Raw genomic sequence first — 22,247 nt, 5'->3', positions numbered from 1 at the left:
GCGGATGATGGCATCACGCATCGCACGGACGACAGCGCTCGTCTTCTTCGGCATCATCTGGCTCCTGCCCGTCTACCTGCTCGTCATCAACGCGAGCAAGTCGCCGACGAACTACGACTCGAAGCAGTCGTGGATCCCCAACGGTACGGCCCTGTTCGACAACATGGTGCAGGCCTGGCAGCTCAGCAACCTCGGCGACAGCGTCGTCAGCACCCTGATCTACAGCATCGTCTCGCCGCTCATCGCGGTCGTGGTCGGCGCAGCGGTCGGGTTCGCGATCGTCGCGCTGAACCTCAAACACGGGTTCTGGTGGTTCGTCTTCATCTTCGGCGGAACGGTGTTCCCGCTGCAGATGGTGCTCCTGCCGCTGTTCGACGGCTACTCGCGGGTCGGCCTGTTCGACACGCAGCTGGGCATGATCATCGTCTACACAGCGATCTCCATCCCGTTCTCCGCGTTCGTCATGCGCAACTTCTTCACGGGGATCGCGCACAACGTCTTCGAGGCTTCGGTGGTGGACGGCGCATCCACCGTGCGCATCTTCTTCCGGATGTACCTGCCGATGGCGTCGAGCGCACTCATCGCCATCTTCATCCTCCAGGCCACGTTCATCTGGAACGACCTGCTGCTCGGTCTGACCCTGAGCCAGTCGGACAGCGTGCGGCCGATCGTGACGACCCTCGCCGGAATGCAGAGCACCTACGGCGGCGCGCAGCTGTCGACGGTGCTCGCGGCGGGCATCCTCGTCTCGCTTCCGACGGTCGTGCTGTTCCTCTTCACCCAGAAGTTCTTCTCGCGCGGCCTCGCGCTCGGCCAGTACTAACCCACACTCACTGGAGTTCCTCATGCCCCGGACCATTCCGTCCGTCGACGACCTCGCTGCCGATGTCATCACCCACCACTACGACGATCTGGTCGCCCCGTCCGGTCTGACCAACTTCCTGGGCACGGTGCAGGTGGGGCACGACCTCACCGCGTTCCACGCGGTCACTTTCCCGCCGGTCTCCCAGGGCCTGGCCGCAACGGGCGTCCTGTTCGTCGACGGCCGCGTCTTCGAGTCGTACGGCGTTCCGATCGCGCACGCCTGGCGCCCTGACCGCGTCGTCCGTTCGGCGGAACTCCCCGGGCTCGCGATCGAGACGACCACCGTCTGCGTGCCGGGCGAGACGGCGGTCGCTGTGGACATCCGGGTCACGAACACCGGGGATGTGCGCCGTACCGTCACGCTGACGCTGGCCGCGAACGCCCGCGTGACCCGTGCGGAAGGCTCGTGGTCGGATGCGGAGTCCCCGAGCATCCGCAACTCGGTGGTCGTCGACGAGGCGGGCACCCGGCTCGTCTTCTCGGACGACGAGGGGTCGGCTTTCAGCGTCCAGGGACTCGACCGCGCCGGCGTCGCCCGCCGGAGTGCGGTGCCCCCCACACCGGTCGACGATTTCGAGGTCGGCATCGGCGGGCTCGGCCGCGGTGGCGAGCTCTCCGTCGAACTCGTCGTGGAGCCGAGCGGGTCCGAGCGCGTCGGCTTCGTGCAGTCGGTCGCGTCGACCCGCGAGGAGGCTGTGGCCGTCTTCGACCGCGTCACAGCCGACGTGCCCGCCGCCGTAGCATCCGCCGAATCCTTCTGGAACGGCCAGCTCGAAGCGATCTTCACGCCAGGCAACAGCGAATACTCCGGGCACCTTCCGACACTCGAGACGTCGTCGGATGCGCTCCGTCGCATCTACTGGTGGGGTGCGCTCGGCGTCATCTGGTTCCGCCGCGAATTCGCGGGCAACGTGCTGGGCCGCAGCTACGACACGCTGATGCCGAACTACTGGTCCACGACGACGTTCATCTGGGACTACAGCCTCAGCTCCGTGGTCCATGCGATGCTCGACCCGCAGGTCATGAAGCGCCAGCTGAGCCACTGGATCGCCAGCGACATCCACACCCACTTCGGCACCTCCTCCCTCACCGGCGGCCCCGTCGGCCGGTGGTATTCGGTCAACGACTACGCGATGACCCGGATGGTCAACGACTACGTCCGTTTCACCGGCGACACCGAATTCCTCGGCGAGCGCATCGGCGTCGCCGGTCGTGACAGCGAGACCGTCGCCGACCACACCGTGGGATGGTCGGAGGCCTGGAAGGGGCTCCGCAGCGCCGGGCACCTGGCCGACTACGGCGAGATCGACAACCTGCTCGAGTGCGTGAGCTCGTACACCCACGAGGTCGCGAGTCTCAACGCAGCGAACGTCTGGAGCATGCGCACGGCCGCAGCCCACCAGGAGCTGCTCGGGAACACCGACGAGGCCGCCCGCCTCCGCGCCGGGGCGGACGAGCTGCTCCCCCACGTCACCGGCCTCTACCTCGACGGAACCGGGCATTTCGCCGCGGGCCAGCCCGACGGAACGCGCATCCCGGTGCGGCACTGCTACGACTTCAACGTCGTCGGCACGACGATCGCAGACGACCTCGACCCGCAGGTGCGCGACGAGATGGTGCAGTTCTTCCAGCACGATCTGCAAACGCCGAACTGGATGCGCGCCCTGTCCCCCTGGGACCCGGACGCCAGCTTCAGCGTGCGCCCCGACCACCAGTGGAACGGCGCATACCCGGCGTGGCCGGCGGATGCGGCACGCTCGCTGATCGCGCTCGGTGCACAGGATGTGGCCCTCGGCTGGCTCCAAGGCCTCGCGCTCTCGACGAACCAGGGTCCGGCGGGTCAGGCGCACTTCGTCGAAGAGGCGATGCCACCCATCGGCGCCGGTGCGCGCAAGGCTCCGCCCCAGCTCCCGTACATCAACGACTGGGCCTGCTCGTCGTCCGGCGCCTGGGTCGCGATGGTGCTCGAATCCGTCTTCGGGATGCGCGTCGCCGTCGACGGCACGATCACAGCAGACGACGGCTGCGTCGCCTCCCTCGACCCGGACGCGACCCTCTCCGGTGTGCGGGTCGGGGACGCCAGCTACCGCATCCACGCCGACGGCAGCGTGATCGCCGAATGACGGTCGCCCCGCTCCTCGAGATCCCTCTCGCCGGCGGGCCCGTCGAGATCCGCGGGGCGATCGCTGTCGACCGGACGCCGCGCGGTGTACTGCCGCGCCGTCTGGGCGAAGCGGCCCGGCGCCAGATCCCCGACGACTTCATGCGCGCGTCCGTGTCGCAGAGCGCCGGTATCCGGCTGGCGTTCCGCTCGGCGGCGACCCACATCGAGCTGACCGTTCTTGCGACGAAGATGATCGAGAGCGAGACCGCGCCGATGCCGGCCGCGACCTACGAACTCGTCGTCGACGGCGTCGTGGTGCAGAGCCGCGCATCCACCGCCGGGAACCGGTTCGTGTTCACGTTCGAGCGGCCGAACGCCTACCTGGTGGACGGCGAACCCGACACACTGGTGTTCGACGCGCTGGATGCCCGGCCGAAGAACGTCGAACTCTGGCTGCCGTACACGGACCAGGTGGAGCTGCTCGGACTGCGCACGGACGCACCGGTCGAGGCCCCGGTCGCGGCATCTGGCAGGACCTGGCTGCACCACGGAAGCTCGATCAGCCACGGCTACATCGCGAGCGGAATCGGTGCGACCTGGCCGGTCGCGACGGCCCGCGCCACCGGCGCCGAGCTGACCAGCGTCGCGTACTCCGGCAACGCCGTGCTCGACCCGCTGACCGCGCGGACCATGCGCGATACGCCTGCCGACCTGATCAGCGTCAAGATCGGCATCAACATCGTGAACGGCGACCTGATGCGGCTGCGCATCTTCCGCACGGCGGTCCACGGGTTCCTCGACACCATCCGGGACGGTCATCCGACCACTCCCCTGCTCGTCGTGTCGCCCATCTTCTGCGGTCCGGTCGAAGTAGCAGCCGGACCGACCATCCAGGATCCGGCGCGCACCGAACCGTGGACGATCACCGCGGGGACCGTCGACGACGTGAACGCCGGCAAGCTCAGCCTCGGGGTCGTTCGAGCCGAACTCGAGCGGATCGTGCGGGAGCGTGCGCAACTCGACCCGGCCATCCGCTACCTCGACGGCCTGGAACTGTACGGACCGGACGACGCAGAGCTTCTGCCGCTGCCCGACAACCTGCACCCCGGCGACGATGTGCAGGCCCTGATGGCGACCCGTTTCGCCGAGCGGGTCTTCGGCCCCGGCGGAGCCTTCTCCGCCCGCTGAGCTTCATCGGCCAGTGACTGCGCCTGTTCGTCACGCCTGCACCCCGATCGCCGCACCGCAGATGTGACGAGACGCAGCAGTCAGCGGAGCGGCTCCACAGGAGCGACCTGGTCGGCGGGAGCGACCTGGACGGCAGCGGCGATCTGGTCGGCAGCGGCGACCTCGGCCCCGGCGACCCCGTGCTCCAGCGGCAGCGAGACGCTGAAGGTCGTCTCGCCCGGCACACTCACAACACTGACGTCGCCGCCGTGCGCTTCGACGACGGCCTGCACGATCGCCAGACCGAGGCCGGTGCTGCCGGTCGTCCGGGCGCGTGAGCTGTCGGCGCGAGAGAAACGCTCGAACAGCGTCGACTGGAACTCCTCCGGGATGCCGGGTCCGTCATCTGTCACCGAGATCCGTGCACGGTCAGCCGCTTCGTCGACACCGAGGCGTACCGTCACCTGCGTGCCGTCCGGGGTGTGCACGCGCGCATTGGCGAGCAGGTTCATGAGCACCTGGTGCAGGCGCTCCTCATCACCGATCACCTCGACGGGTGTGTCCGGCAGGTCGAGACTCCACCGGTGATCGGGGCCGGCCGCGTGCGCGTCGCTGATCGCATCCACCAGAAGGATCGACAGGTCGACCGGCTCGCGCTCGAGATCGCGGCCCTCGTCGAGACGCGCCAGCAGCAGCAGGTCCTCGACGAGCGACGTCATCCGCGTCGCCTCCGACTCGATGCGTCCGATCGAATGGGTGACATCCTCGGGAAGCTCATGCGGGCTGCGGCGAGTGAGCTCGGCATAGCCGCGGATGGAGGCGAGCGGCGTCCGGAGCTCGTGGCTCGCATCCGCGACGAACTGCCGCACCTTCTTCTCGCTCGCCTGCCGGGCCGTCAGCGCGGATCCGATGTGGCCGAGCATCCGGTTCAGCGCGGCGCCGACAGTGCCGACCTCGGTGTGGGGGTCGGTGTCCTTCTCCGGCACGCGGACCGAGAGAGCGACTTCGCCGTGATCGAGCGGCAGTTCGGCGACCTCCTGGGCTGTGCCTGCCACGCGGGCGAGCGGGCGCATGGCCAGGCGGACGACGAAACTGGCGATCAGGAACGCGAAGATGAGGCCTGCGAGCGTCACGAGGGCGATCACGAGGGTGAGCTGGGTCACGGTCGCATTCACCTCGTCGAGCGGAAGCCCGATGATGACGCTGTCGCCATTGACGAGTTCGGATGCGGCGACCCGGTAGTCTCCGAGTTCGGAACCCAGGTTGACCGTGCGCGGCCTGCCGTCGGCGGGAAGGGAGAGCAGCTCCGACGTCGGCACCGGCACGATCTGCGGTGAGACGGGACCGTCGGGCGCGGAACCGCTCGGACGCTTGCCCAGGATGACCGGGTAGATGAGCATGTTGCCGCTGCGCACGACACCGAACGTTCCGACCGGCTGGCCCGGCGTGTTGACGATGCGGGTCACGTCGGGGCCGGTGGGCGACGATCCGTAGACCAGGTCGGCGGCGCGCTGGCCGCGCTCGACGGCACTCGTGAGCTGGGTATCGAGCCGGTTGAGCAGATAGCTCTGCAGGGCGAACACGCTGACCGCCCCGATGGCTGCGCCGAGAACAGCGAGCATCGCTACGACGACCAGGACGACCCTGCTTCGCAGTGTCCAGGAGCGGAACGGGCGGATGCGCGGCACCCACCCCCACCTGCGTCGCCGCTGCGGAGTGCCGGGCACGCCCGCCGCCGGAGCGGTCTGGGTCACGTCGCAGCCTTGACCATGTAGCCGGCGCCGCGGACGGTGTGGATCATCGGGGCGCGGCCGGAGTCGATCTTCTTGCGGAGATAGGAGATGTACAGTTCGACGACACTCGACGAACCGCCGAAGTCGTAGCTCCAGACCCGGTCGAGGATCTGGGTCTTGCTGAGCACGCGGCGCGGGTTGCGCATGAGGAAGCGAAGGAGCTCGAACTCCGTCGCGGTCAGCGCGATGGGGGAACCGTCGCGGTGCACCTCATAGCTGTCCTCGTCGAGAACGAGGTCGCCGACGACCAGCACGGGGTCGCTCGCATCGGCGACAGCGCTGCGGGAACGGCGGAGCAGACCGCGCAGGCGCGCGACGAGCTCTTCGAGGCTGAACGGCTTGGTGACATAGTCGTCGCCCCCCGCGGTGAGCCCCGCGATCCGGTCGTCGAGCGAATCCTTCGCCGTCAGGAACAGGACGGGCGCTTCGTTGCCGTCTGCGCGCATCCGGGACAGCACCTGCAGCCCGTCGATGTCGGGGAGCATGATGTCGAGCACGACCACGTCGGGGCGGAACTCGCGTGCGATCGCCAGCGCCTGCTGTCCGGTCGCGGCTGTCTTGACCTCCCAGTCCTCATAGTGGAGGGCCATCGACAGCAGGTCGGTCAGCGTGGACTCGTCATCGACGACGAGCACACGGATGGAACTGCCGTCGGCACGACGCAGGACGGTTCGCGGCTGGGTGGAGGCGCTCGTGTTGGCGCGGGAGTTGATCGTCACACTCCCATTATCATGAGGCTCCTCGAACTGGCCTATGGGAAAGCTTTGCGCAACCTGTGAGCGAGAAGCCTCAGGTTGCGCCCACAGCGCACAGCCAAACCACAGCCTCGCCATAGGGGGGCCAAAAGGCGCATCCCTAGCGTCGCATCATCAGGCCGTAGTCCGCCATGGGCGGCATCCGAACGTGCCTGCCGTCGAGGAGAACAATGTTCGGCACCTACCTGCGACGCGAACTCGTGAACCGCCGTAAGCAGACGATCATCATCGCTGTCGGTATGGCTCTCGCGATCGCGCTCGTGATCATCGTCAATGCGGTCTCGGCCGGCGTGAAGGACGCGCAAGCGACAGTCCTTCAGTCCGTCTACGGCGTCGGCACCGACATCACGATCACGGAACCCGCCACCGCCCAGGCCGCAACGACGACGCAGGCCGGTGGAGGCGGTCCCCGGTTCGACTTCGGGGCCGGAGCGGGTACGCAGGACAGCGGCGACTCCAACCGCACGATCCACACGTCGCGGCTCGCCTCGGCGCGTGGCGCGACCACGATGGACGCGACCGCGGTCTCCACGACCCAGGGCGTGCACAACGTCGCCGCCGCGGCGGGCGTGCTCTCGCTCACGAACACAACGTTCGACGGGGTCCTCCCCAACTTCCAGCAGCTGCGCGAACAGCGGCAGCAGGGGCAGGCGGGCGGCGCGGGTTCGACCCCTGCTCCGACCGGTGGAGCGGATGGCGCAGGCGGCAGCTCGTTCTCCGTCGACTCGTTCTCGGTGCTCGGCCTCGACCCGTCTGGCGACGCCGTCGGACCGCTGTCGTCGGTCACCCTCACCAGCGGCCGGACCTTCACCAAGGCCGACATCGGCAAGGACGTCGTCGTGCTCGACTCGACCTACGCCAAGACGGCGTCCAAGGTCAGCGGTGACACGGTCACCATCGGCGGCACCAACTTCACGGTCATCGGAATCGTCTCCGCGACCGGCGCAGACTCGACCACGGCGTCGAACGCGTACATCCCGCTCGACGTCGCACAGAAGCTCTCCACCGAGACCGGCAAGATCAGCTCGGTCTACGTGAAGGCTGCGTCCGCGAGCGACATCGACCAGATCAAGACCGACCTCACCAAGGCGCTGCCCACGGCGACCGTGAGCACGCAGGCCGATCTCGCATCCAGCGTCTCCGGGTCCCTCGGGACCGCGGGCCAGCTCGTCTCCAACCTCGGCACCTGGCTGTCCATCATCGTGCTCGCCGCGGCCTTCCTCATCGCTATCCTCTTCACGATCTCCGGCGTCACCCGGCGCACCCGGGAATTCGGAACGCTGAAGGCGATCGGCTGGAGCAACCGCCGCGTCGTCGGCCAGGTCACCGGTGAATCGGTCGTACAGGGGCTCATCGGCGGTGTGGTCGGCATCGTGATCGGCCTGATCGGAATCGCCGTCGTCAACGCGATGGCACCCACCCTCACCGGCGGCATCAGTAACGGCTTCGCTGATGCCGCCGGGCGAGTCGGCCGCGCCGTCACAGGCACGGGAGGAACCGGCGGTGCGGGCACCGGCGGCGGCTTCGGCGGAGGCGGAGGCTTCGGCGCAGGCGGTGTGGGGGCCGCGGCACGCCAGGCAGCCGCATCCACCACCGACATCGCACTCCACGCTCCGGTGACCGTCTGGGTGATCGTCATCGCCGTCGGACTCGCCGTCCTCGGCGGCCTGCTCGCCGGCGCATTCGGCGGATGGCGCGCCTCGCGCCTGCGCCCCGCAGCGGCCCTCCGCTCGGTCAACTGATCGCCCACCCGTCGAACGCCAGTCAGGAGCATTCGTGTACACCCTCACCAACGTCACCAAGACCTACACCCAGTCCCGCCGCAACGTCACTGCGCTCAACAACGTGACCCTCGAGATCCCGGACGGCCAGATGGTGGTCATCCAGGGGCCGACAGGCGGCGGCAAGTCGACTCTGCTGCAGATGCTCGGCGCTCTCGACCGGCCGACATCGGGTTCGGTCGAGCTCGAGAAGTCGAGCCTGTCGAAGCTCGGCGACGGCAAGCTCACGAAGATCCGTGCGACCGAGATCGGCTTCGTGTTCCAGGGCTTCAACCTCATTCCGACACTCACCGCTCAGGAGAACGTCGAGACGGCATTAGCCCCGCTCAAGGTGAGCGGCGCCGAGCGCAAGCGGCGCGCTGCGGAGGCGCTCGCGTCGGTCGGTCTCGGCGACCGCGGCACCCACCTGCCGTTCGAGCTGTCAGGCGGTCAGCAGCAGCGTGTCGCGATCGCGCGGGCGCTGGTGAAGAACCCGGATGTGCTGCTTGCGGACGAGCCGACCGGCAACCTCGATGAGGAGACCCGCGACGAGATCATGGACCTGCTCGAAGGGCTGTGGCGGGACCGCGGGCTCACCCTCATCGTCGTCACGCACGACTCGGCGATCGCGAAGCGCGCCCAGCGGCGACTGCACATCAAGCACGGCCAGGTGAAGGACGTCGCCTGAGCCGCTCTGTTCGACGAAAGTCGCCAGAAGTGTTCTGTTCGCGCACGGAACACCACTTCTGGCGACTTTCGTCAGGCCGGTTGTTCGCTAGTCCGCCCGAACAGTGAGGCCGAGCGCCTCGACGAGGACGGCCGCCTGCGCTGGGTCGACGATCGCGCCCTTCAGCTGAGCGGTGAGCGGGTCGAGGGCGCTGAGGTCACTTCCGCGCAGGTCTGCTCCGGTGAAGTCGACCCCGGACATCCACGCTCCCGACAGGTCGCAGCCGCCGAAGGTCGCGCCGTCGCAACGCGCGCGATTGAGGTCGGCCTCGCGCAGTCTCACGCCGTGGAACGTCGTCCCGCTGAGTTTCGCGCCGGACATCCCGACGAACGACCAATTGCCGCCTGCGACATCCATCAGGTCGAACGCGCAGCCCTCGAACACGCTGCCGGTGAACTTGCAGCGGGCGAACGACGCGTCGAAGAAGTTGCAGCGGTTGAAGGTGCAGTTGATGAACGCGCTCTCGGTGTGCTTCGACACGTTGAACCGCACGTTCGTGAAGGAGCAGTCAGTGAATACTGCCGCTGTGCTGGTCAGCTCGGTCATGTCGACGTCGAAGAACGCGACCTTCGTGTATTCGTCGCGATCGAGGTCGCGTCCGTACCAGTCCGCGCCCCTGATCGTCGTATCGCTGAGGGCGTCCATCCGCCCATCCAATCACGTTCGCGAGCACAGGGTTGTTCGCGTTATCGGGCCCGCATAACGGGAACAACCCTGTGCTCGGCGATCAGTCCTGGTTCGAGAAGGCGGCGTCGAAGGATGCGGTGGGCAGCTTCCACAGGAGGGAGCGGATGTACCCCACGGCCTCTTCGGCGCCGTGCAGGCGGTCCATCCCGGCGTCCTCCCACTCGATCGAGATCGGGCCGGTGTAGCCGATGGACGTGAGCGCGCGGAACGAGTCCTCCCACGGAACGTCGCCGTGCCCGGTCGACACGAAGTCCCAGCCGCGGCGCGGATCGCCCCACGGCAGGTGCGACCCGAGCACGCCGGCCCGCCCGTTCTTCGGCCGCAGCCGCGTGTCCTTGCAGTCGACGTGGTAGATGCGGTCCTTGAAGTCGACGATGAATCCGACCGGGTCGATGTCCTGCCACATCATGTGGCTGGGGTCCCAGTTGAAGCCGAACGCAGCGCGGTGGTCGATCGCCTCGAGCGACCGCACGCTCGACCAGTAGTCGTAGGCGATCTCCGACGGGTGCACTTCGTGCGCGAACCGCACCCCTTCGCCGTCGAACACGTCGAGGATGGGGTTCCAGCGGTCGGCGAAGTCCTGGTAGCCGGCGTCGATCACGTCGGCGGGCACCGGCGGGAACTGCGCGACGTAGGGCCAGATCTTCGAACCGGTGAAGCCGACGACCGTGTCCACGCCGAGGCGCCGGGCGACCTTCGCGGTCAGCTTCAGCTCTTCGGCCGCACGCTGCCGCACCCCTTCCGGATCGCCGTCGCCCCAGACCTTCGAGCCGACGATCGCCTGGTGGCGGAAATCGATCGGGTCGTCGCAGACAGCCTGGCCTTTGAGATGGTTCGAGATCGCCCAGACCTTGAGGCCGTAGCGGTCGAGGATGTCGAGCCGGCCCTGCAGGTAGTCGTCGTCCTCGGCAGCGCGCCACACGTCGAGGTGTTCGCCGGAGCACGCGATCTCGAGGCCGTCGTAGCCCCACTCGCTCGCGTGCCTGGCTACCTCTTCGAGCGTCAGGTCGGCCCACTGCCCGGTGAACAGCGTGACCGGATGCGTGGACTTCAGTTCGGTGGAGCCTTCAGTCATGAGCGTGATCCTTTCTCGATCTCGATCCAGGAGCCCGATTCGGCCGCGTCGATGACCGCATCCGTCACGCGCACTGCGCGCAGTCCGTCTGCGAACTGCGGCAGTCCGTCGGGGGTGTCGCCGCCGATCGCGGCATAGGTGTCTGCGACGAACGCGTTGAACGCGTCCTGGTAGCCCTGTGGATGTCCGGCCGGCACGACGCACAGGCGCGCGGCGTCGTCGTGGAGTTGGTCGGCATCGCGCGGAATGAGCAGGCTGCCGCCCCTTCTGCCGACCCACAGCGTCTCCGGGTGCTCCTGGTCGAACGCGACGCTTTCCGCGCTTCCCGCGATCTCGAGGTGGAGCCGGTTCTTGCGCCCCGGCGCGACCTGCGAGACGAGAAGGGTCCCGATGGCACCCGACACCGTTTCGAGGACGACGGCGACCGCGTCTTCGGTGGTGATGCCGTGGTGCGCGGCACGGTCGGCGAAGACCGTCTTCTTCGTCGTGGCGACACGCGCCACCCGATCGCCGCTGACGAATTCGACGAGGTCGACCAGGTGGGACCCGATGTCGGCGAAGGCCCGCGACCGGCCGCCCTGGTCCGTGTCGACCCGCCAGTTGTCGTCGTCCGCGCCGAGGAGCCAGTCCTGCAGGTACGATCCGTGGATGCTCAGCACCGTGCCAGCCGTGCCGTCACGGAAGCGCGCCCGCGCCTCCCGCACCATCGGATGGAACCGGTAGACGAACGGCACCGTCGCGATGTTCGTGCCGATGGCCCCGACCATCCTTTCGGCGTCGGCGACCGTGGTCGCCAGCGGCTTCTCGCAGACAACGTGCTTGCCCGCGGCGAGCGCGGCGATGGTCTGCTCGGCGTGCAGGGCGTTGGGCGTCGTCACATGGACGACGTCGACGGCGTCGTCGTCGAGCAGTGCGTCGAGGGATGCGTACGCGGTCGCGATCCCGAGCGCATCCGCTGCCGTCGCCGCCTTCTCCGGCGTCGATGACGCGACCCCGACGAGCCGTGCCCGGGCGGCCCTGGCCGCCCGGGAGTGCACGGTCGCCATGAACCCGCCGCCGACGATGGCGATGCCGAGCTGGTCGGCTCCCATCAGGGTCAGGCTCCCGCGAGCGTGGACGCCCGCGGGTCCCACTCCTCGGGCAGGCTGGGCGCGACGTCGACGGTGCTCTCGATCACGACGGGAGTTCCGGATGTTCCGGCCTCGATCGTCGAGACCATCACGTCGAGCACGTGGTACGCCTGTTCGCCGGATGCGCGCTCGGGGCGACCGGCGCGGATCGCCCGGGCGAGTTCGAGCACACCGGTGCCGCGAGTGGTCGTCGACCCGTGGGCCGGGATCGTCTCGAGGTCGTCGCGCCCGCGGTGGATGAGGAGGTCACCGTCGAATGTGTTCGGATCGGGGACGACCAGTGTTCCCTCCGCGCCCGCGACCTCGAACTGGGTCCGAGACAGTTTCGAGTCGAAGCTGAAGACGCACTGCGCCGTCTGGCCGCTCTCGAATTCGTAGAGCGCACTGACGTGCGTGGGAACGGTCACGGTGAATTCCTCGCCCGCGCGGGGACCGGAGCCGATGATCCGCGTCTCGCGTGCCTTCGAAACGGCTGCGCTCACCTTGGCCACCGGGCCGAACAGCTGGACCAGGGTCGTGATGTAGTACGGGCCGATGTCGAAGAGCGGCCCGGCACCTTCCTGGAACAGGAAGTCGGGGTTCGGGTGCCAGGACTCCGGGCCGGGGCTCTGCATGAGCGTCAGCGCCGTGAGCGGTGCGCCGATCGCGCCGCTCTCGATAAGGCGACGGGCAGACTGGACACCGGCGCCGAGGAAGGTGTCGGGCGCAGTGGCGACGCGTAGCCCCGCGGCGTGGGCTGCGTCGAGCAGCTCCCGTCCGCTCTCGCGGTCGAGGGAGAACGGCTTCTCGCTCCAGACGTGCTTGCCCGCCGCGAGCGCCCTCAGCGCCACCTCGACGTGCACCTTGGGAAGCGTCAGGTTCACGACGATCTCGATGGAGTCGTCGGCGAGCAGCTCGTCGACCGAGCCCGCCCCCGGCACGCCGAACGCCGCGGCCTGGCTACGCGCCCGCCCCTCGTCGATGTCTGCGATGAACCGCACATCGAGGTCGGGGAACGTCGTCAGGTTCTTGAGGTACTCACTGCTGATGACGCCGGCGCCGATGACGCCGACGCCGACGGTTCCGGTGGCCGCCGCACTCATGCGAGTCCCTGCGAGGTGAGGAAGGTGTAGCTGTCTGCGATGGCCTGGAAGCGGTCGCCGCGCGAGTCGTCGAGCTCGATGACGCGGAGGGCATCCGGTGCGGCAGCGATGATGTCGGCGATGGGCAGCGAGCCCTGGCCGACGGCGACCTGGTCCTTGGTCTCGGTGGTCGCAGGACCGTCCTTGATGTGGAGCGCGACGACGCGGTCACCCAGTCGCTTGATCAGGGCCACCGGGTCCTGGCCGCCGACGGCGACCCAGTAGGTGTCGACTTCGAGCACGACGTTGTCGCTGAGCTGCCCGGCGAAGTACTCGAGGGCGGTGACTCCGTCGACCGTGTTCTCGATCTCGTGGGCGTGGTTGTGGTAGCCGACCTTCACGCCGTAGTCGGCCGCGACCGTGGCAGCGGCGTTCAGCTTCGCGGCGGTGTCGTCGATGTCTGCCTTCTGCGTCCATCGCTCGGGCGCGACATACGGGTCGATGACGGTCTCGATGCCGAGAGCCTTCGCGGCCTCGAAGACCGGCGCGGTCTCGCTCCCGATGAAGCTCTGGTGCGTGGTCGGCGCGGAGAGCCCGGCGTCTGCGAGCCCCTGCGCGAGTGCGTCACCGAAGGAGACGAATGCGAACGGTTCGACCTGCGTGAAACCGAGGTCTGCAAGACGTTTGAGCGTTCCGGCCGTGTCTTCTTGTAGAAGTTCCCGCACGGTGTAGAGCTGTACGGAAAGTTTGGACTGCGTCACGATTCTCCTCGTCGAGTGTTGCTGGATGCGCGCTGCGCGTTCCTCCATTCAAGCAGACTTCTGTCGCTTGTCAATCAAAAGTCGCCTGAAGATCGCCATCTTTTGCTGTGCCGGCGAAGACAATGTGATTCAATGACTCCATGAGCGACATCGTGCGGGAACGGCCCCTCGTGGCGCCCGAAGCCGCGTCGCTGCTGGCCATCCTGCGCGACGGCGTGCCGCGCACCCGTGCCCAGCTCGCAGAACTCACCGGGCTCGCCCGCTCGACGATCTCGACCCGCATCGACTCGCTTGCGGCCTCCGGCCTGATCAGCCCGGCCGGCGACGCCGTCTCGACCGGAGGGCGACCACCGGCGCGCATCGCGTTCCGGCCGCAGTCGCGTATGGTCGTGGCCATCGACCTCGGCGCCACCCACGGAGTCGTCGCCATCGCCGACCTGGCGGGCACGATCCTCCACAGCGAATCACGCGCGCTCGCGATCGAAGACGGGCCCGAACCCGTGCTCAGCTGGGCGCTCTCCACGGCGAAGCGGCTGGTCGCCGAGAGCGGCCGTCCGGTCGACGACCTCATCGGTATCGGCATCGGGGTGCCCGGACCGGTCGAACATTCGACCGGGATGCCCATCAATCCCCCGATCATGCCCGGCTGGGACCGTTTCGACATCCCCGCCTTCGTCGGCGCATCCTTCGATGACGTGCCCGTACTCGTCGACAACGACGTCAACCTCCTCGCGCTCGGCGAGCAGGCGACGGCGTGGCGCGACCAGTCCGACCTGCTCTTCGTGAAGGTCGCCACCGGAATCGGCGCCGGCATCATCACCGGCGGCCGCCTCCAGCGAGGCGCACAGGGCTCGGCGGGCGACCTCGGGCACGTGCGCGTGCCCTTCACCGCCGAGACCGCGAGTCACAGTGCGAAAGATGCGGACCTCGAGGCGCTCGCCAGCGGCCCGGCCATCGCGCGGACGCTCAGTGCCGCCGGCATCCCGGCCTCGACCAGCGAAGACGTGGTCACTCTCGCCCGAACGGGCAATCCCGTCGTCCTGCAGGCCATCCGCCAGGCCGGTCGCGACCTCGGCGAGGTCGTCGCCACCTGTGTCAACCTGCTCAATCCGTCTGTCGTCGTCGTCGGCGGCAGCATCTCCCGCGTCGGCGAACAGCTGCTCGCCGGTGTCCGCGAAGTCGTCTACCAGCGGTCGACGCCGCTGGCGACCCAGCATGTGACCATCACCCAGTCGAAGGCCGGCGAGACCGGCGGCGTGCTCGGGGCGGCCATCATGGTCATCCAGCACGTTCTCGACCCCGAGGTCGCGCACTCCACGCCCGTCCGGCGCTAGCCGTATTCCGGCCGCCCCGCGGGCACAGATCACACAACAGGCACACGGAAGGATTCGTCGTGAGCACGAAGCCGCAGGACAGGAAGCCGGCGCTCCGCGTCGGAGTAGTGGGGCTCGGATGGGCGGGCCAGCAGCACATGGATGCGTTCGCTTCGCTCGACGGCGTCGAACTCGTCGCGCTCGCGGGCATGGAGGACGACGCGCGTGAGGAGCTCGGCGAACGCTTCGGCGTGACACGGCTCCACCGGGACTGGAAGGATCTGGTCGCCGAGGGCGACCTCGACGTCGTGAGCGTGGCGGTCCCGACCTTCCTGCACGCCCCGATCACCATCGGTGCACTCGAAGCGGGGCTTCACGTGCTCTGCGAGAAGCCGATCGCCCGCAGCGCGACGGAGGCGCAGGCGATGGTGGATGCGGCGCGCTCGGCCGGCCGCGTGCTCGAGATCGCATTCAATCATCGGCGTCGCGGCGACATCGAAGCCCTCAAGGCGGCGATCGACGCGGGCACCATCGGCCGCCCCTACCACGGCCGGGCGATCTGGCTGCGCCGCGCGGGCATCCCGGCACTCGGAAGCTGGTTCACGAACCGAGAGATGGCCGGCGGCGGCCCGCTGATCGACCTGGGCGTGCACGTTCTCGACTATGCGCTGCATCTCTTCGGCGAACCCCGGGTCACCGCGGTGTCTGCGGTGACGCACGCCGAGCTCGGAACGCGCGGGCTCGGCGGCGCTGTGGCAGGAAAGCAGCAGGTGGGCTCCGCCTATGAGGTCGAGGACCTCGCGAGCGTGCTGCTCCGGCTCGAGGGGGGCGGATCACTGATGATCGAGACCAGCTGGGCGGCGTACCGGCCTGCGGGCGACGAATTCGGGATCACGATCTATGGAACAGAAGGCGGCGCGGACCTGCGGGTGGTCGACTACGCGCCGGTCGGCGAGCTGACGATCTTCACCGGCCAGGACGAGACGAGCGAAGACGTCGTGGTGAAGGCCGACCCCGGGCGCGGACACCGCGCGGTCGTCGAGACGTTCGTAGAGCATGTCCGCGACACGGAGCACTGGGCAGAGTACGACGGGTCCCTCGCCCTCGAACGGGCGCGCGTGATCGACGCCTGCTATGAATCCGCCGCCGCGGGAGCCGAGGTCGTCCTCGGCTCCGCACCGGCCACATCCGCAACCGCAGCGGCAGCGGACTCGGCCTCGGCCTCGAAGGGAGAAGAACGATGAGCGCACTCAGCGTGACCGTCTGGAACGAAGGCGTGCACGAGACCACCCAGCCCGAGATCGCGGCGATCTACCCCGACGGGATCCATGGTGCGATAGCGGATGGTCTGGCCGGCCTGCTCGACGGGGCGCGCATCCGCACCGCCACTCTGGCGGATCCGGAGCACGGGCTCAGCGAGGAGGTGCTCGCGGGCACCGACGTGCTCCTGTGGTGGGGGCACATCGCCCACGACCAGGTCGACGACGAGGTGGTCGAGCGGGTGCGCAGGCATGTGCTCGGTGGGATGGGCCTCATCGTGCTGCACTCCGGCCATTTCTCGAAGATCTTCACCCGGCTGCTGGGGACGACCTGCTCGCTGGCCTGGCGCAACGACGGAGAACGCGAGGTGGTCTGGACGGTCGCGCCCGCCCATCCGATCGCCCAGGGAGTCGAACAGCCGATCGTGATCGACCACCAGGAGATGTACGGGGAGTTCTTCGACATCCCGACGCCGGACGACCTCGTGTTCATCAGTTCATTCACGGGCGGCGAGGTGTTCCGCTCCGGGGTGACGTTCACGAGGGGCCGCGGACGGATCTTCTACTTCAGCCCGGGCGACCAGGAGTACCCGGTGTACTTCCACCCGCAGGTGAGGCGCGTGCTGGCCAATGGCGTGCGTTGGGCGGCGCCAGCCGAGGGCGAACGACGCCTCCCCGAGGTCTCGAACCCGTCGGCGGACTGGTTCCTGCCACATCCTTGAACAGCCGAACGGGTTTGATCCTTCATGGTGTTGTCGTCAGCAAGTCGAAGGGATCGGCCTTGCATGTCGTCAGTGCCTTCGTGCCCATATCAGGGTCAAAAAAGGGAAACATCATGCCGGGAGCGTCCCGGTTGAGGTTAGGCCACCAGCCTCGAGGCAGCTGATGTATCTGTTCTCCATTTTTCTGCGAACTCCGCAGCGGAAATAGTCCCATCGGACAGTGCAATCCGCTCAAAATCCGAGGCAGCCATCCGGTAAGCAGCAATGAATTCGCTGGCCCATGGGCCAGAGAACGCGGGAACGGTGACGTTCTCGTCTGGCGTGTGAGTCCCCGTTGAAGGCGATGACGTGCTCGAACAACCACACAGTGCTGCAAGGGACACGAGGACACACAGGGAGAACGGGACTAATCCACGATCCGACGATTCTTTGTTTTCACGGTTACGCATTCCTTCTATTTCCCGAGGTCTCGAACCCGTCGGCGGACTGGTTCCTGAACGGGTGAGGAAACCGGGCCGCCGACGGGTCGCAAAGCCAGGCCGGGGCGCACCACTGATGGCGGAGGGGGGAACTGTGCCGCGCTCCCCGGCCTGGAGGCGAATCACCATCGCGGTGACTCGCCTCCCACCGTAGCGCATATATGCCCGAGGCGTGAACAGTCTGCGGGCATCCACCTGCGACTGCGCGCGTTTGTCACGATTGCCGCTGCGCGAGCGGGGTGCAGACCTACCGAACGACCGCAGAGGAGCGCGAGGCGCGCCCGATCGGCCAGACTGGCAGGGTGACGAACTCCATCGAAACCCTTCCGACACCCCGCCACACCGATCCGGCCGACGCGCCTCCCCTCCGCTGGGGAATCCTCGCGCCGGGAGTCATCGCGAACGACTTCGTCGATGCACTCCGTGCCCACACCCGCCAGCAGGTCGTCGCTGTCGGATCGCGCACGCTCGAGCGCGCAGCGGCGTTCGCGGCCCGCCACGGCTTCGAACGCGCCTACGGTTCCTACGAAGAACTCGTGGCCGACCCCGACGTCGACGTCGTCTACGTCGCATCGCCGCACAGCGAGCACGCCGCCCATGCGCACCTGGTCATCGCGGCAGGCAAGCACGTGCTCATCGAGAAGCCGATGGCCGTGACGGCCGCGGAGGCGCGAGGCATCGCCGAAGCGGCGCGGGCGGCAGGCGTCTTCGCCATGGAGGCGATGTGGACGCGGTACCTGCCGCAGACGGACATCGCCCGGCAGTTGCTGGCCGACGGGATGCTCGGAGAAGTGAAAGTCGTCACCGCCGACTTCGGCGGGGCCGCCGCCTACGATCCCGCTGGCCGGCTGTGGGCCCCCGCTCTCGCCGGGGGCGCACTGCTCGACATCGGCGTCTACGTCGTGTCCTGGGCGTCGTTCGCGCTCGGCGCTCCCGAGAGCGTCATCGCGACGGGAGAGCTCGCGCCGACCGGCGTCGATGCCCAGGTCGCCCTTGTACTCACCTCGCCCGGCGGAGGCCAGGCGCTCCTCAGCACCAGCCTTCTGTCGGGTACGCCATCCCTCGGCAGCATCAGTGGGACCGCAGGGAGGATCGAGACGGACTCGCCGTTCTGGGGACCGAGCGGCATCCGATTCCACGGTTCCGGCGGCACCGTCCTGCACTGGGCCGACCCGTTCGGGAGACCGTACAGGCAGGGCATGTCGTACGAGGCGGCGGCACTTGCGCGCTACGTCACCGACGGACTCACCGACTCGCCGCTCCATCCGTTGGACGAAGCGATCACGACACTCCAGACGATCGACGAGGCACGCCGCCAGGTAGGCTACCGGAGCGCTGCCGGCGGGGCACAATAGACAGGTGACCGACCTGATGTTGACCTTCCCCTGGGAGGTCGACGTGACGGCGAAACCCGCCCATCTCTCGTACGAGACCCGCATCGTGGCTCGTGCGAGCGACCGTATCGCCTGGCTGCGGGCGCGAAGCCGGGGCATCACTGCGACCGACGTCGCCAAGCTGTCGACCCCGCGATCCGTGCACAACGCCGCGCTCGACAAGCTGCACGGAACAGGCTTCACGGGCAACGTCTACACCGAGCACGGGCGGGCGCGCGAACCGCAGATCGCATCCTGGGTGAAAGCCAACTACGGGATCCAGCCCAGCGACGCGCTCTTCCACGCCGAAGCGAGCCGACGGCACCTGGCGACGCCGGACGGGCTCGTGGTCCGCGACACCGGCGCCATAGAACTCGCCGAGATCAAGACGACGAACAAAGGCTGGCGCAGCATCCCCCGCAACTACCTGCGGCAGGTCTGGTGGCAGCAGTACGTCCTCGGCGCCGAGCGCACGCTGCTCGTCTGGGAGCAGCACGAAGACTTCGTACCGATCGGCAGCGAGCCCGAATGCCGCTGGGTCGACCGCGACGAGAACGAGATCGCGATCCTGGTCCACCTCGCCGACCAGCTGCTCGCAACGCTTATGCGGACTCGCTGAGCCCCGACGGCCCCGGCCACGAGGCTTCGGCGCGCATCCGCTCGTGCGCATCCCGCTCGGTCCGCACGGCGAGTTCGGGGTCGCGGCCCTCGACGATGAGCGCGAGGCCGTACGTCGCAAGCCACGCGATCGCCACGGTCATGCCCCCGAACTCCAGCCATGAACCGAAATCGACGGCGACATGGACCAGTGCCAGGAGGCCGCCGGCACCGGAGATCACTCCCACCGCGATCGCGCTCACCAACGAGAACCGGGCGACGCGCGGTCTGCGGCGCGAGAAGGCGACCTGGAGCATCGCGTAACAGGCGGCAGCGAAGCCGAGCACGGCGAACACGGTGTGGGTGAGGTCCTGCGGGGTCGAACGCGGATCGACGAGAGGCACCGGGCAGGTCGACGTGCAGGTGACCTGGGAGGCGACCGCGAAACAGAGGCCGGCGAAACCGATCGTGACCGCCGGCATCCAGCGATTCAGGATGCGTGCATCCGACCGGGCATGGCCGACGGCGAGCGCGATCGCGATCCCGCCCGCTGCGACGCAGACGAGCGCCACCTGGAAGGCACCGGCCGTCGGAGCGCCCACCGCGCCCAGTTCGCTGACGTAGACCGGGTACGGCACGGTGAACCGCGCGGCCCAGATGATCGCGAGACCCGCGAGGACGGTCCCTGTGCCGAACACCACGAGCGCCGGGGTCAGCCGCCGCCACGCACGGGCCAGCGGAACCGACAGACCTCTCACCCTGGAACTCCTCGCCGGCGACGTGCCGGCGGCGGATCCGTCCGGCGTTTCGAAGAATCGTAACGCGCAGACCTGAGCGGTTCGTGCAGACACCGAGAGGGGGTATCCGAAACGGATTGTTCACAACCGGTGACGCCCCCGTAACACGGGTGACGCATTGGCGGGTTTGACTGGGATACGACACGTGGCGCGGCCCGAATGACGGCCCGGACTGTCAGTGGTGACGACGAGGGGACGATTCATGCACGAAACCATGCGGGCTGCCGTCATCGATGGGCCCGGAGAGCCGGGCGTGTTCCGTGTGGCCGACTTCGCCGTCCCCGATCGGGTGAGCGCCGAGTTCCTGGTCAAGGTTGTCGCGGCGGGCGTGAACCCGATCGATGCGAAGACGCGCGCCGGTCGCGGCGTCTTTGGGGCCATCCGGAACTTCCCGAGCATCCTCGGCCAGGACTTCAGCGGCGTCGTCGTGCAGTCTCCGTACGAAGCGCACCCGATCAAACCGGGCGACGAGGTGTTCGGCATGGTCATGGTCCCGCGGTTCGGCGGCGCATATGCCGAATACGTCACGGTCCCGAGCATCAGCGTCGTGCGCAAACCGAGCACGCTCTCGCACATCGAGGCGGCGGGGGCACCGGTCGCCGCGCTGACCGCCTGGGGCATGGTCGTGGAGGTGGCGAAGGCGCACGAAGGGCAGCGGATGCTCATCCACGCCGGCAGCGGAGGCGTCGGTCATTTCGCGGTGCAGTTCGCCTCATACTTCGGCGCGTACGTGATCGCGACGTCCTCGGCACGCAACCTGGGCTGGCTGCGCGAGCTCGGCGCATCCGAAGTCGTCGACTACGCGAACACGCGCTTCGAGGACGTCGTGTCTGAGGTGGATGTCGTCATCGACCTGGTCGGCAATGTGCACGACGACACCGGGTCGCGCTCGTTGAACGTGCTCCGCCCGGGCGGCCTGATCGTGAATGTTCCGACCGGCAGCTGGCCCACCTTCGCCGAAGAGGCGGCGGCGGCCGGCGTGCGCGGGACAGCGTTCAAGGTCGCTCCCGACGGGCACAGCCTGGCCGTCGTCGCGCGGCTGCTCGAGTCGGGCGCCGTACGCGTTCATGTCGACCGCATCTTCGACCTCGACGAAGTCGCCGACGCGCACAGCATGCTGGAGCTGGGACACACCCGGGGCAAACTCGTGCTCAAGGTCGCCGAGGGCTGACGTCGGGCGCGGTGGGCGCGTCGCGCGATCAGAGCGCGCGTTCCATCACCCAGTCGTGTTCGAGCCGGTCGCCGACGAGGAAGCGCTTCGAACCGACGCGCTCGAACCCGTGCTTGCCGTAGAAATGTTGCGCGCGCGCGTTCTCCTCGTTGACGCCGAGCCAGATCCCCTCGGCCTCGCGGGCGGTCGCGGCGTCGATGCTCGCCCGCATCAGAAGGCCCGCGACCCCCTCGCCGTGGTGGCCGGGGAGCACGTAGCACTTGCTCAACTCGATCGTCGGCCGGACACGGATCGCGCCGGCAACATCCGGATCCGCGGGCTCGCCGTTGACCAGCATTGCGTAGCCGATCGCCGTGCCGTCCTCGCTCTCGGCGATGAGCAGATCCCGGGCCTGGTCTGTGAGATAGCCCGCGAAGCGTTCTTCCGAGAGCACGGTCGCGATGAACTGTGCCTTCGCCTCGTCGGTCGTATGCGGCGGGCAGGCGAGCGGGAACGTCACGGCTGCGACGGCAGCGAGCGCAGACGCATCCTCGGCGGTCGCCGGTCGGACGTTCACGGTCATCCGTTCACTGTAGCGAGCCGCGCATCCTCACGGAGCCTCGTTCGTAATACAGGAGTTCGTGTGACAGGAGTGCACGGGAGTGGGGTCCCG

General features: G+C 68.2%; 20 protein-coding genes. 11 read left to right on the top strand and 9 right to left on the bottom strand.

Annotated elements, in window-relative coordinates; genetic code table 11:
* The first annotated feature begins 7 nt into the window (after nt 1-7).
* From AAYO93_RS03555 to AAYO93_RS03545, 3 genes are read left to right on the top strand one after another with little or no spacing between them, the layout of a single operon-like run.
* Nucleotides 8-823: a carbohydrate ABC transporter permease gene (locus AAYO93_RS03555; RefSeq protein ID WP_345763641.1), complete on the top strand. Its 816-nt coding sequence runs from the start codon at nt 8-10 to the stop codon at nt 821-823.
* Between the two features lie 22 nt (nt 824-845).
* Nucleotides 846-2,987, top strand: a complete 2,142-nt coding sequence (locus tag AAYO93_RS03550; protein ID WP_345763640.1) for a hypothetical protein — start codon at nt 846-848, stop codon at nt 2,985-2,987.
* Entirely contained in the window at nt 2,984-4,156 is a 1,173-nt protein-coding gene (locus AAYO93_RS03545) for an SGNH/GDSL hydrolase family protein (protein WP_345763639.1), read from the top strand. Before AAYO93_RS03550 ends, AAYO93_RS03545 begins: the two co-directional genes overlap by 4 nt.
* Before the next feature lie 80 nt (nt 4,157-4,236).
* Here the strand turns inward: AAYO93_RS03545 and AAYO93_RS03540 are convergent, their stop codons facing one another.
* Together AAYO93_RS03540 and AAYO93_RS03535 are read right to left on the bottom strand one after the other, a co-directional pair.
* Nucleotides 4,237-5,889 carry a sensor histidine kinase gene (locus tag AAYO93_RS03540; RefSeq protein WP_345763638.1) on the bottom strand — a complete coding sequence of 551 codons (1,653 nt, stop codon included), beginning with the start codon at nt 5,887-5,889 and terminating at the stop codon, nt 4,237-4,239.
* Complete coding sequence (locus AAYO93_RS03535) at nt 5,886-6,647, bottom strand: response regulator transcription factor (protein ID WP_345763637.1); 762 nt, start codon at nt 6,645-6,647, stop codon at nt 5,886-5,888. Before AAYO93_RS03535 ends, AAYO93_RS03540 begins: the two co-directional genes overlap by 4 nt.
* A gap of 206 nt (nt 6,648-6,853) precedes the next feature.
* On the opposite strand from AAYO93_RS03535, the gene AAYO93_RS03530 reads away from it, so the two are divergent.
* Nucleotides 6,854-8,425 (top strand): ABC transporter permease, encoded by a 1,572-nt coding sequence (locus tag AAYO93_RS03530; protein WP_345763636.1) that lies wholly within the window; start codon nt 6,854-6,856, stop codon nt 8,423-8,425.
* Between the two features lie 34 nt (nt 8,426-8,459).
* On the top strand, nt 8,460-9,131 hold the full coding sequence (locus AAYO93_RS03525) for an ABC transporter ATP-binding protein (RefSeq protein ID WP_345763635.1): 672 nt from the start codon (nt 8,460-8,462) through the stop codon (nt 9,129-9,131).
* 87 nt (nt 9,132-9,218) lie between these two features.
* On the opposite strand, the gene AAYO93_RS03520 is transcribed toward AAYO93_RS03525, so the two are convergent.
* The 5 genes from AAYO93_RS03520 to AAYO93_RS03500 form a co-directional block, all read right to left on the bottom strand.
* Complete coding sequence (locus tag AAYO93_RS03520; RefSeq protein WP_345763634.1) at nt 9,219-9,815, bottom strand: pentapeptide repeat-containing protein; 597 nt, start codon at nt 9,813-9,815, stop codon at nt 9,219-9,221.
* Nucleotides 9,816-9,897: 82 nt separating this feature from the next.
* On the bottom strand, nt 9,898-10,932 hold the full coding sequence (locus AAYO93_RS03515; RefSeq protein WP_345763633.1) for a sugar phosphate isomerase/epimerase family protein: 1,035 nt from the start codon (nt 10,930-10,932) through the stop codon (nt 9,898-9,900).
* On the bottom strand, nt 10,929-12,023 hold the full coding sequence (locus AAYO93_RS03510; RefSeq protein WP_345763632.1) for a Gfo/Idh/MocA family protein: 1,095 nt from the start codon (nt 12,021-12,023) through the stop codon (nt 10,929-10,931). The genes AAYO93_RS03515 and AAYO93_RS03510 overlap by 4 nt, the downstream gene beginning before the upstream one ends.
* Before the next feature lie 5 nt (nt 12,024-12,028).
* Nucleotides 12,029-13,144, bottom strand: a complete 1,116-nt coding sequence (locus tag AAYO93_RS03505; protein WP_345763631.1) for a Gfo/Idh/MocA family protein — start codon at nt 13,142-13,144, stop codon at nt 12,029-12,031.
* The gene (locus AAYO93_RS03500) at nt 13,141-13,884 is read right to left on the bottom strand and encodes a sugar phosphate isomerase/epimerase family protein (RefSeq protein WP_345763630.1); all 744 of its coding nucleotides are present in this window, start codon (nt 13,882-13,884) and stop codon (nt 13,141-13,143) included. The genes AAYO93_RS03505 and AAYO93_RS03500 overlap by 4 nt, the downstream gene beginning before the upstream one ends.
* 140 nt (nt 13,885-14,024) lie before the next feature.
* Here AAYO93_RS03500 and AAYO93_RS03495 point away from each other — a divergent pair, with 140 nt between their 5' ends.
* The 5 genes from AAYO93_RS03495 (at nt 14,025) to AAYO93_RS03475 (ending at nt 19,649) form a co-directional block, all read left to right on the top strand.
* Complete coding sequence (locus AAYO93_RS03495) at nt 14,025-15,218, top strand: ROK family transcriptional regulator (protein ID WP_345763629.1); 1,194 nt, start codon at nt 14,025-14,027, stop codon at nt 15,216-15,218.
* A gap of 59 nt (nt 15,219-15,277) precedes the next feature.
* Nucleotides 15,278-16,441, top strand: a complete 1,164-nt coding sequence (locus tag AAYO93_RS03490) for a Gfo/Idh/MocA family protein (RefSeq protein ID WP_434056666.1) — start codon at nt 15,278-15,280, stop codon at nt 16,439-16,441.
* The gene (locus tag AAYO93_RS03485) at nt 16,438-17,178 is read left to right on the top strand and encodes a ThuA domain-containing protein (protein ID WP_345763628.1); all 741 of its coding nucleotides are present in this window, start codon (nt 16,438-16,440) and stop codon (nt 17,176-17,178) included. The genes AAYO93_RS03490 and AAYO93_RS03485 overlap by 4 nt, the downstream gene beginning before the upstream one ends.
* A 781-nt stretch (nt 17,179-17,959) precedes the next feature.
* The gene (locus tag AAYO93_RS03480) at nt 17,960-19,012 is read left to right on the top strand and encodes a Gfo/Idh/MocA family protein (protein ID WP_345763627.1); all 1,053 of its coding nucleotides are present in this window, start codon (nt 17,960-17,962) and stop codon (nt 19,010-19,012) included.
* A gap of 4 nt (nt 19,013-19,016) precedes the next feature.
* Nucleotides 19,017-19,649, top strand: coding sequence for a YqaJ viral recombinase family protein (locus tag AAYO93_RS03475; protein ID WP_345763626.1), 633 nt, complete (start codon nt 19,017-19,019; stop codon nt 19,647-19,649).
* On the opposite strand, the gene AAYO93_RS03470 is transcribed toward AAYO93_RS03475, so the two are convergent.
* Nucleotides 19,633-20,385, bottom strand: a complete 753-nt coding sequence (locus AAYO93_RS03470) for a DUF998 domain-containing protein (RefSeq protein ID WP_345763625.1) — start codon at nt 20,383-20,385, stop codon at nt 19,633-19,635. The genes AAYO93_RS03475 and AAYO93_RS03470 overlap by 17 nt on opposite strands.
* Before the next feature lie 241 nt (nt 20,386-20,626).
* Between AAYO93_RS03470 and AAYO93_RS03465 the strand changes: the two genes are divergently transcribed.
* Nucleotides 20,627-21,595: an NADP-dependent oxidoreductase gene (locus AAYO93_RS03465; RefSeq protein ID WP_345763624.1), complete on the top strand. Its 969-nt coding sequence runs from the start codon at nt 20,627-20,629 to the stop codon at nt 21,593-21,595.
* 28 nt (nt 21,596-21,623) lie between these two features.
* Here AAYO93_RS03465 and AAYO93_RS03460 read toward each other — a convergent pair whose 3' ends face one another.
* Nucleotides 21,624-22,157: a GNAT family N-acetyltransferase gene (locus AAYO93_RS03460; protein WP_345763623.1), complete on the bottom strand. Its 534-nt coding sequence runs from the start codon at nt 22,155-22,157 to the stop codon at nt 21,624-21,626.
* Nucleotides 22,158-22,247 lie beyond the last annotated feature (90 nt).

The organism is Diaminobutyricibacter sp. McL0608, assembly GCF_039613825.1.
In the GTDB taxonomy this organism is placed as follows: domain Bacteria; phylum Actinomycetota; class Actinomycetes; order Actinomycetales; family Microbacteriaceae; genus Diaminobutyricibacter.
The sequence above is the reverse complement of the archived record's forward strand: the minus strand, read 5'-3'. Positions and strand labels throughout refer to the sequence as shown.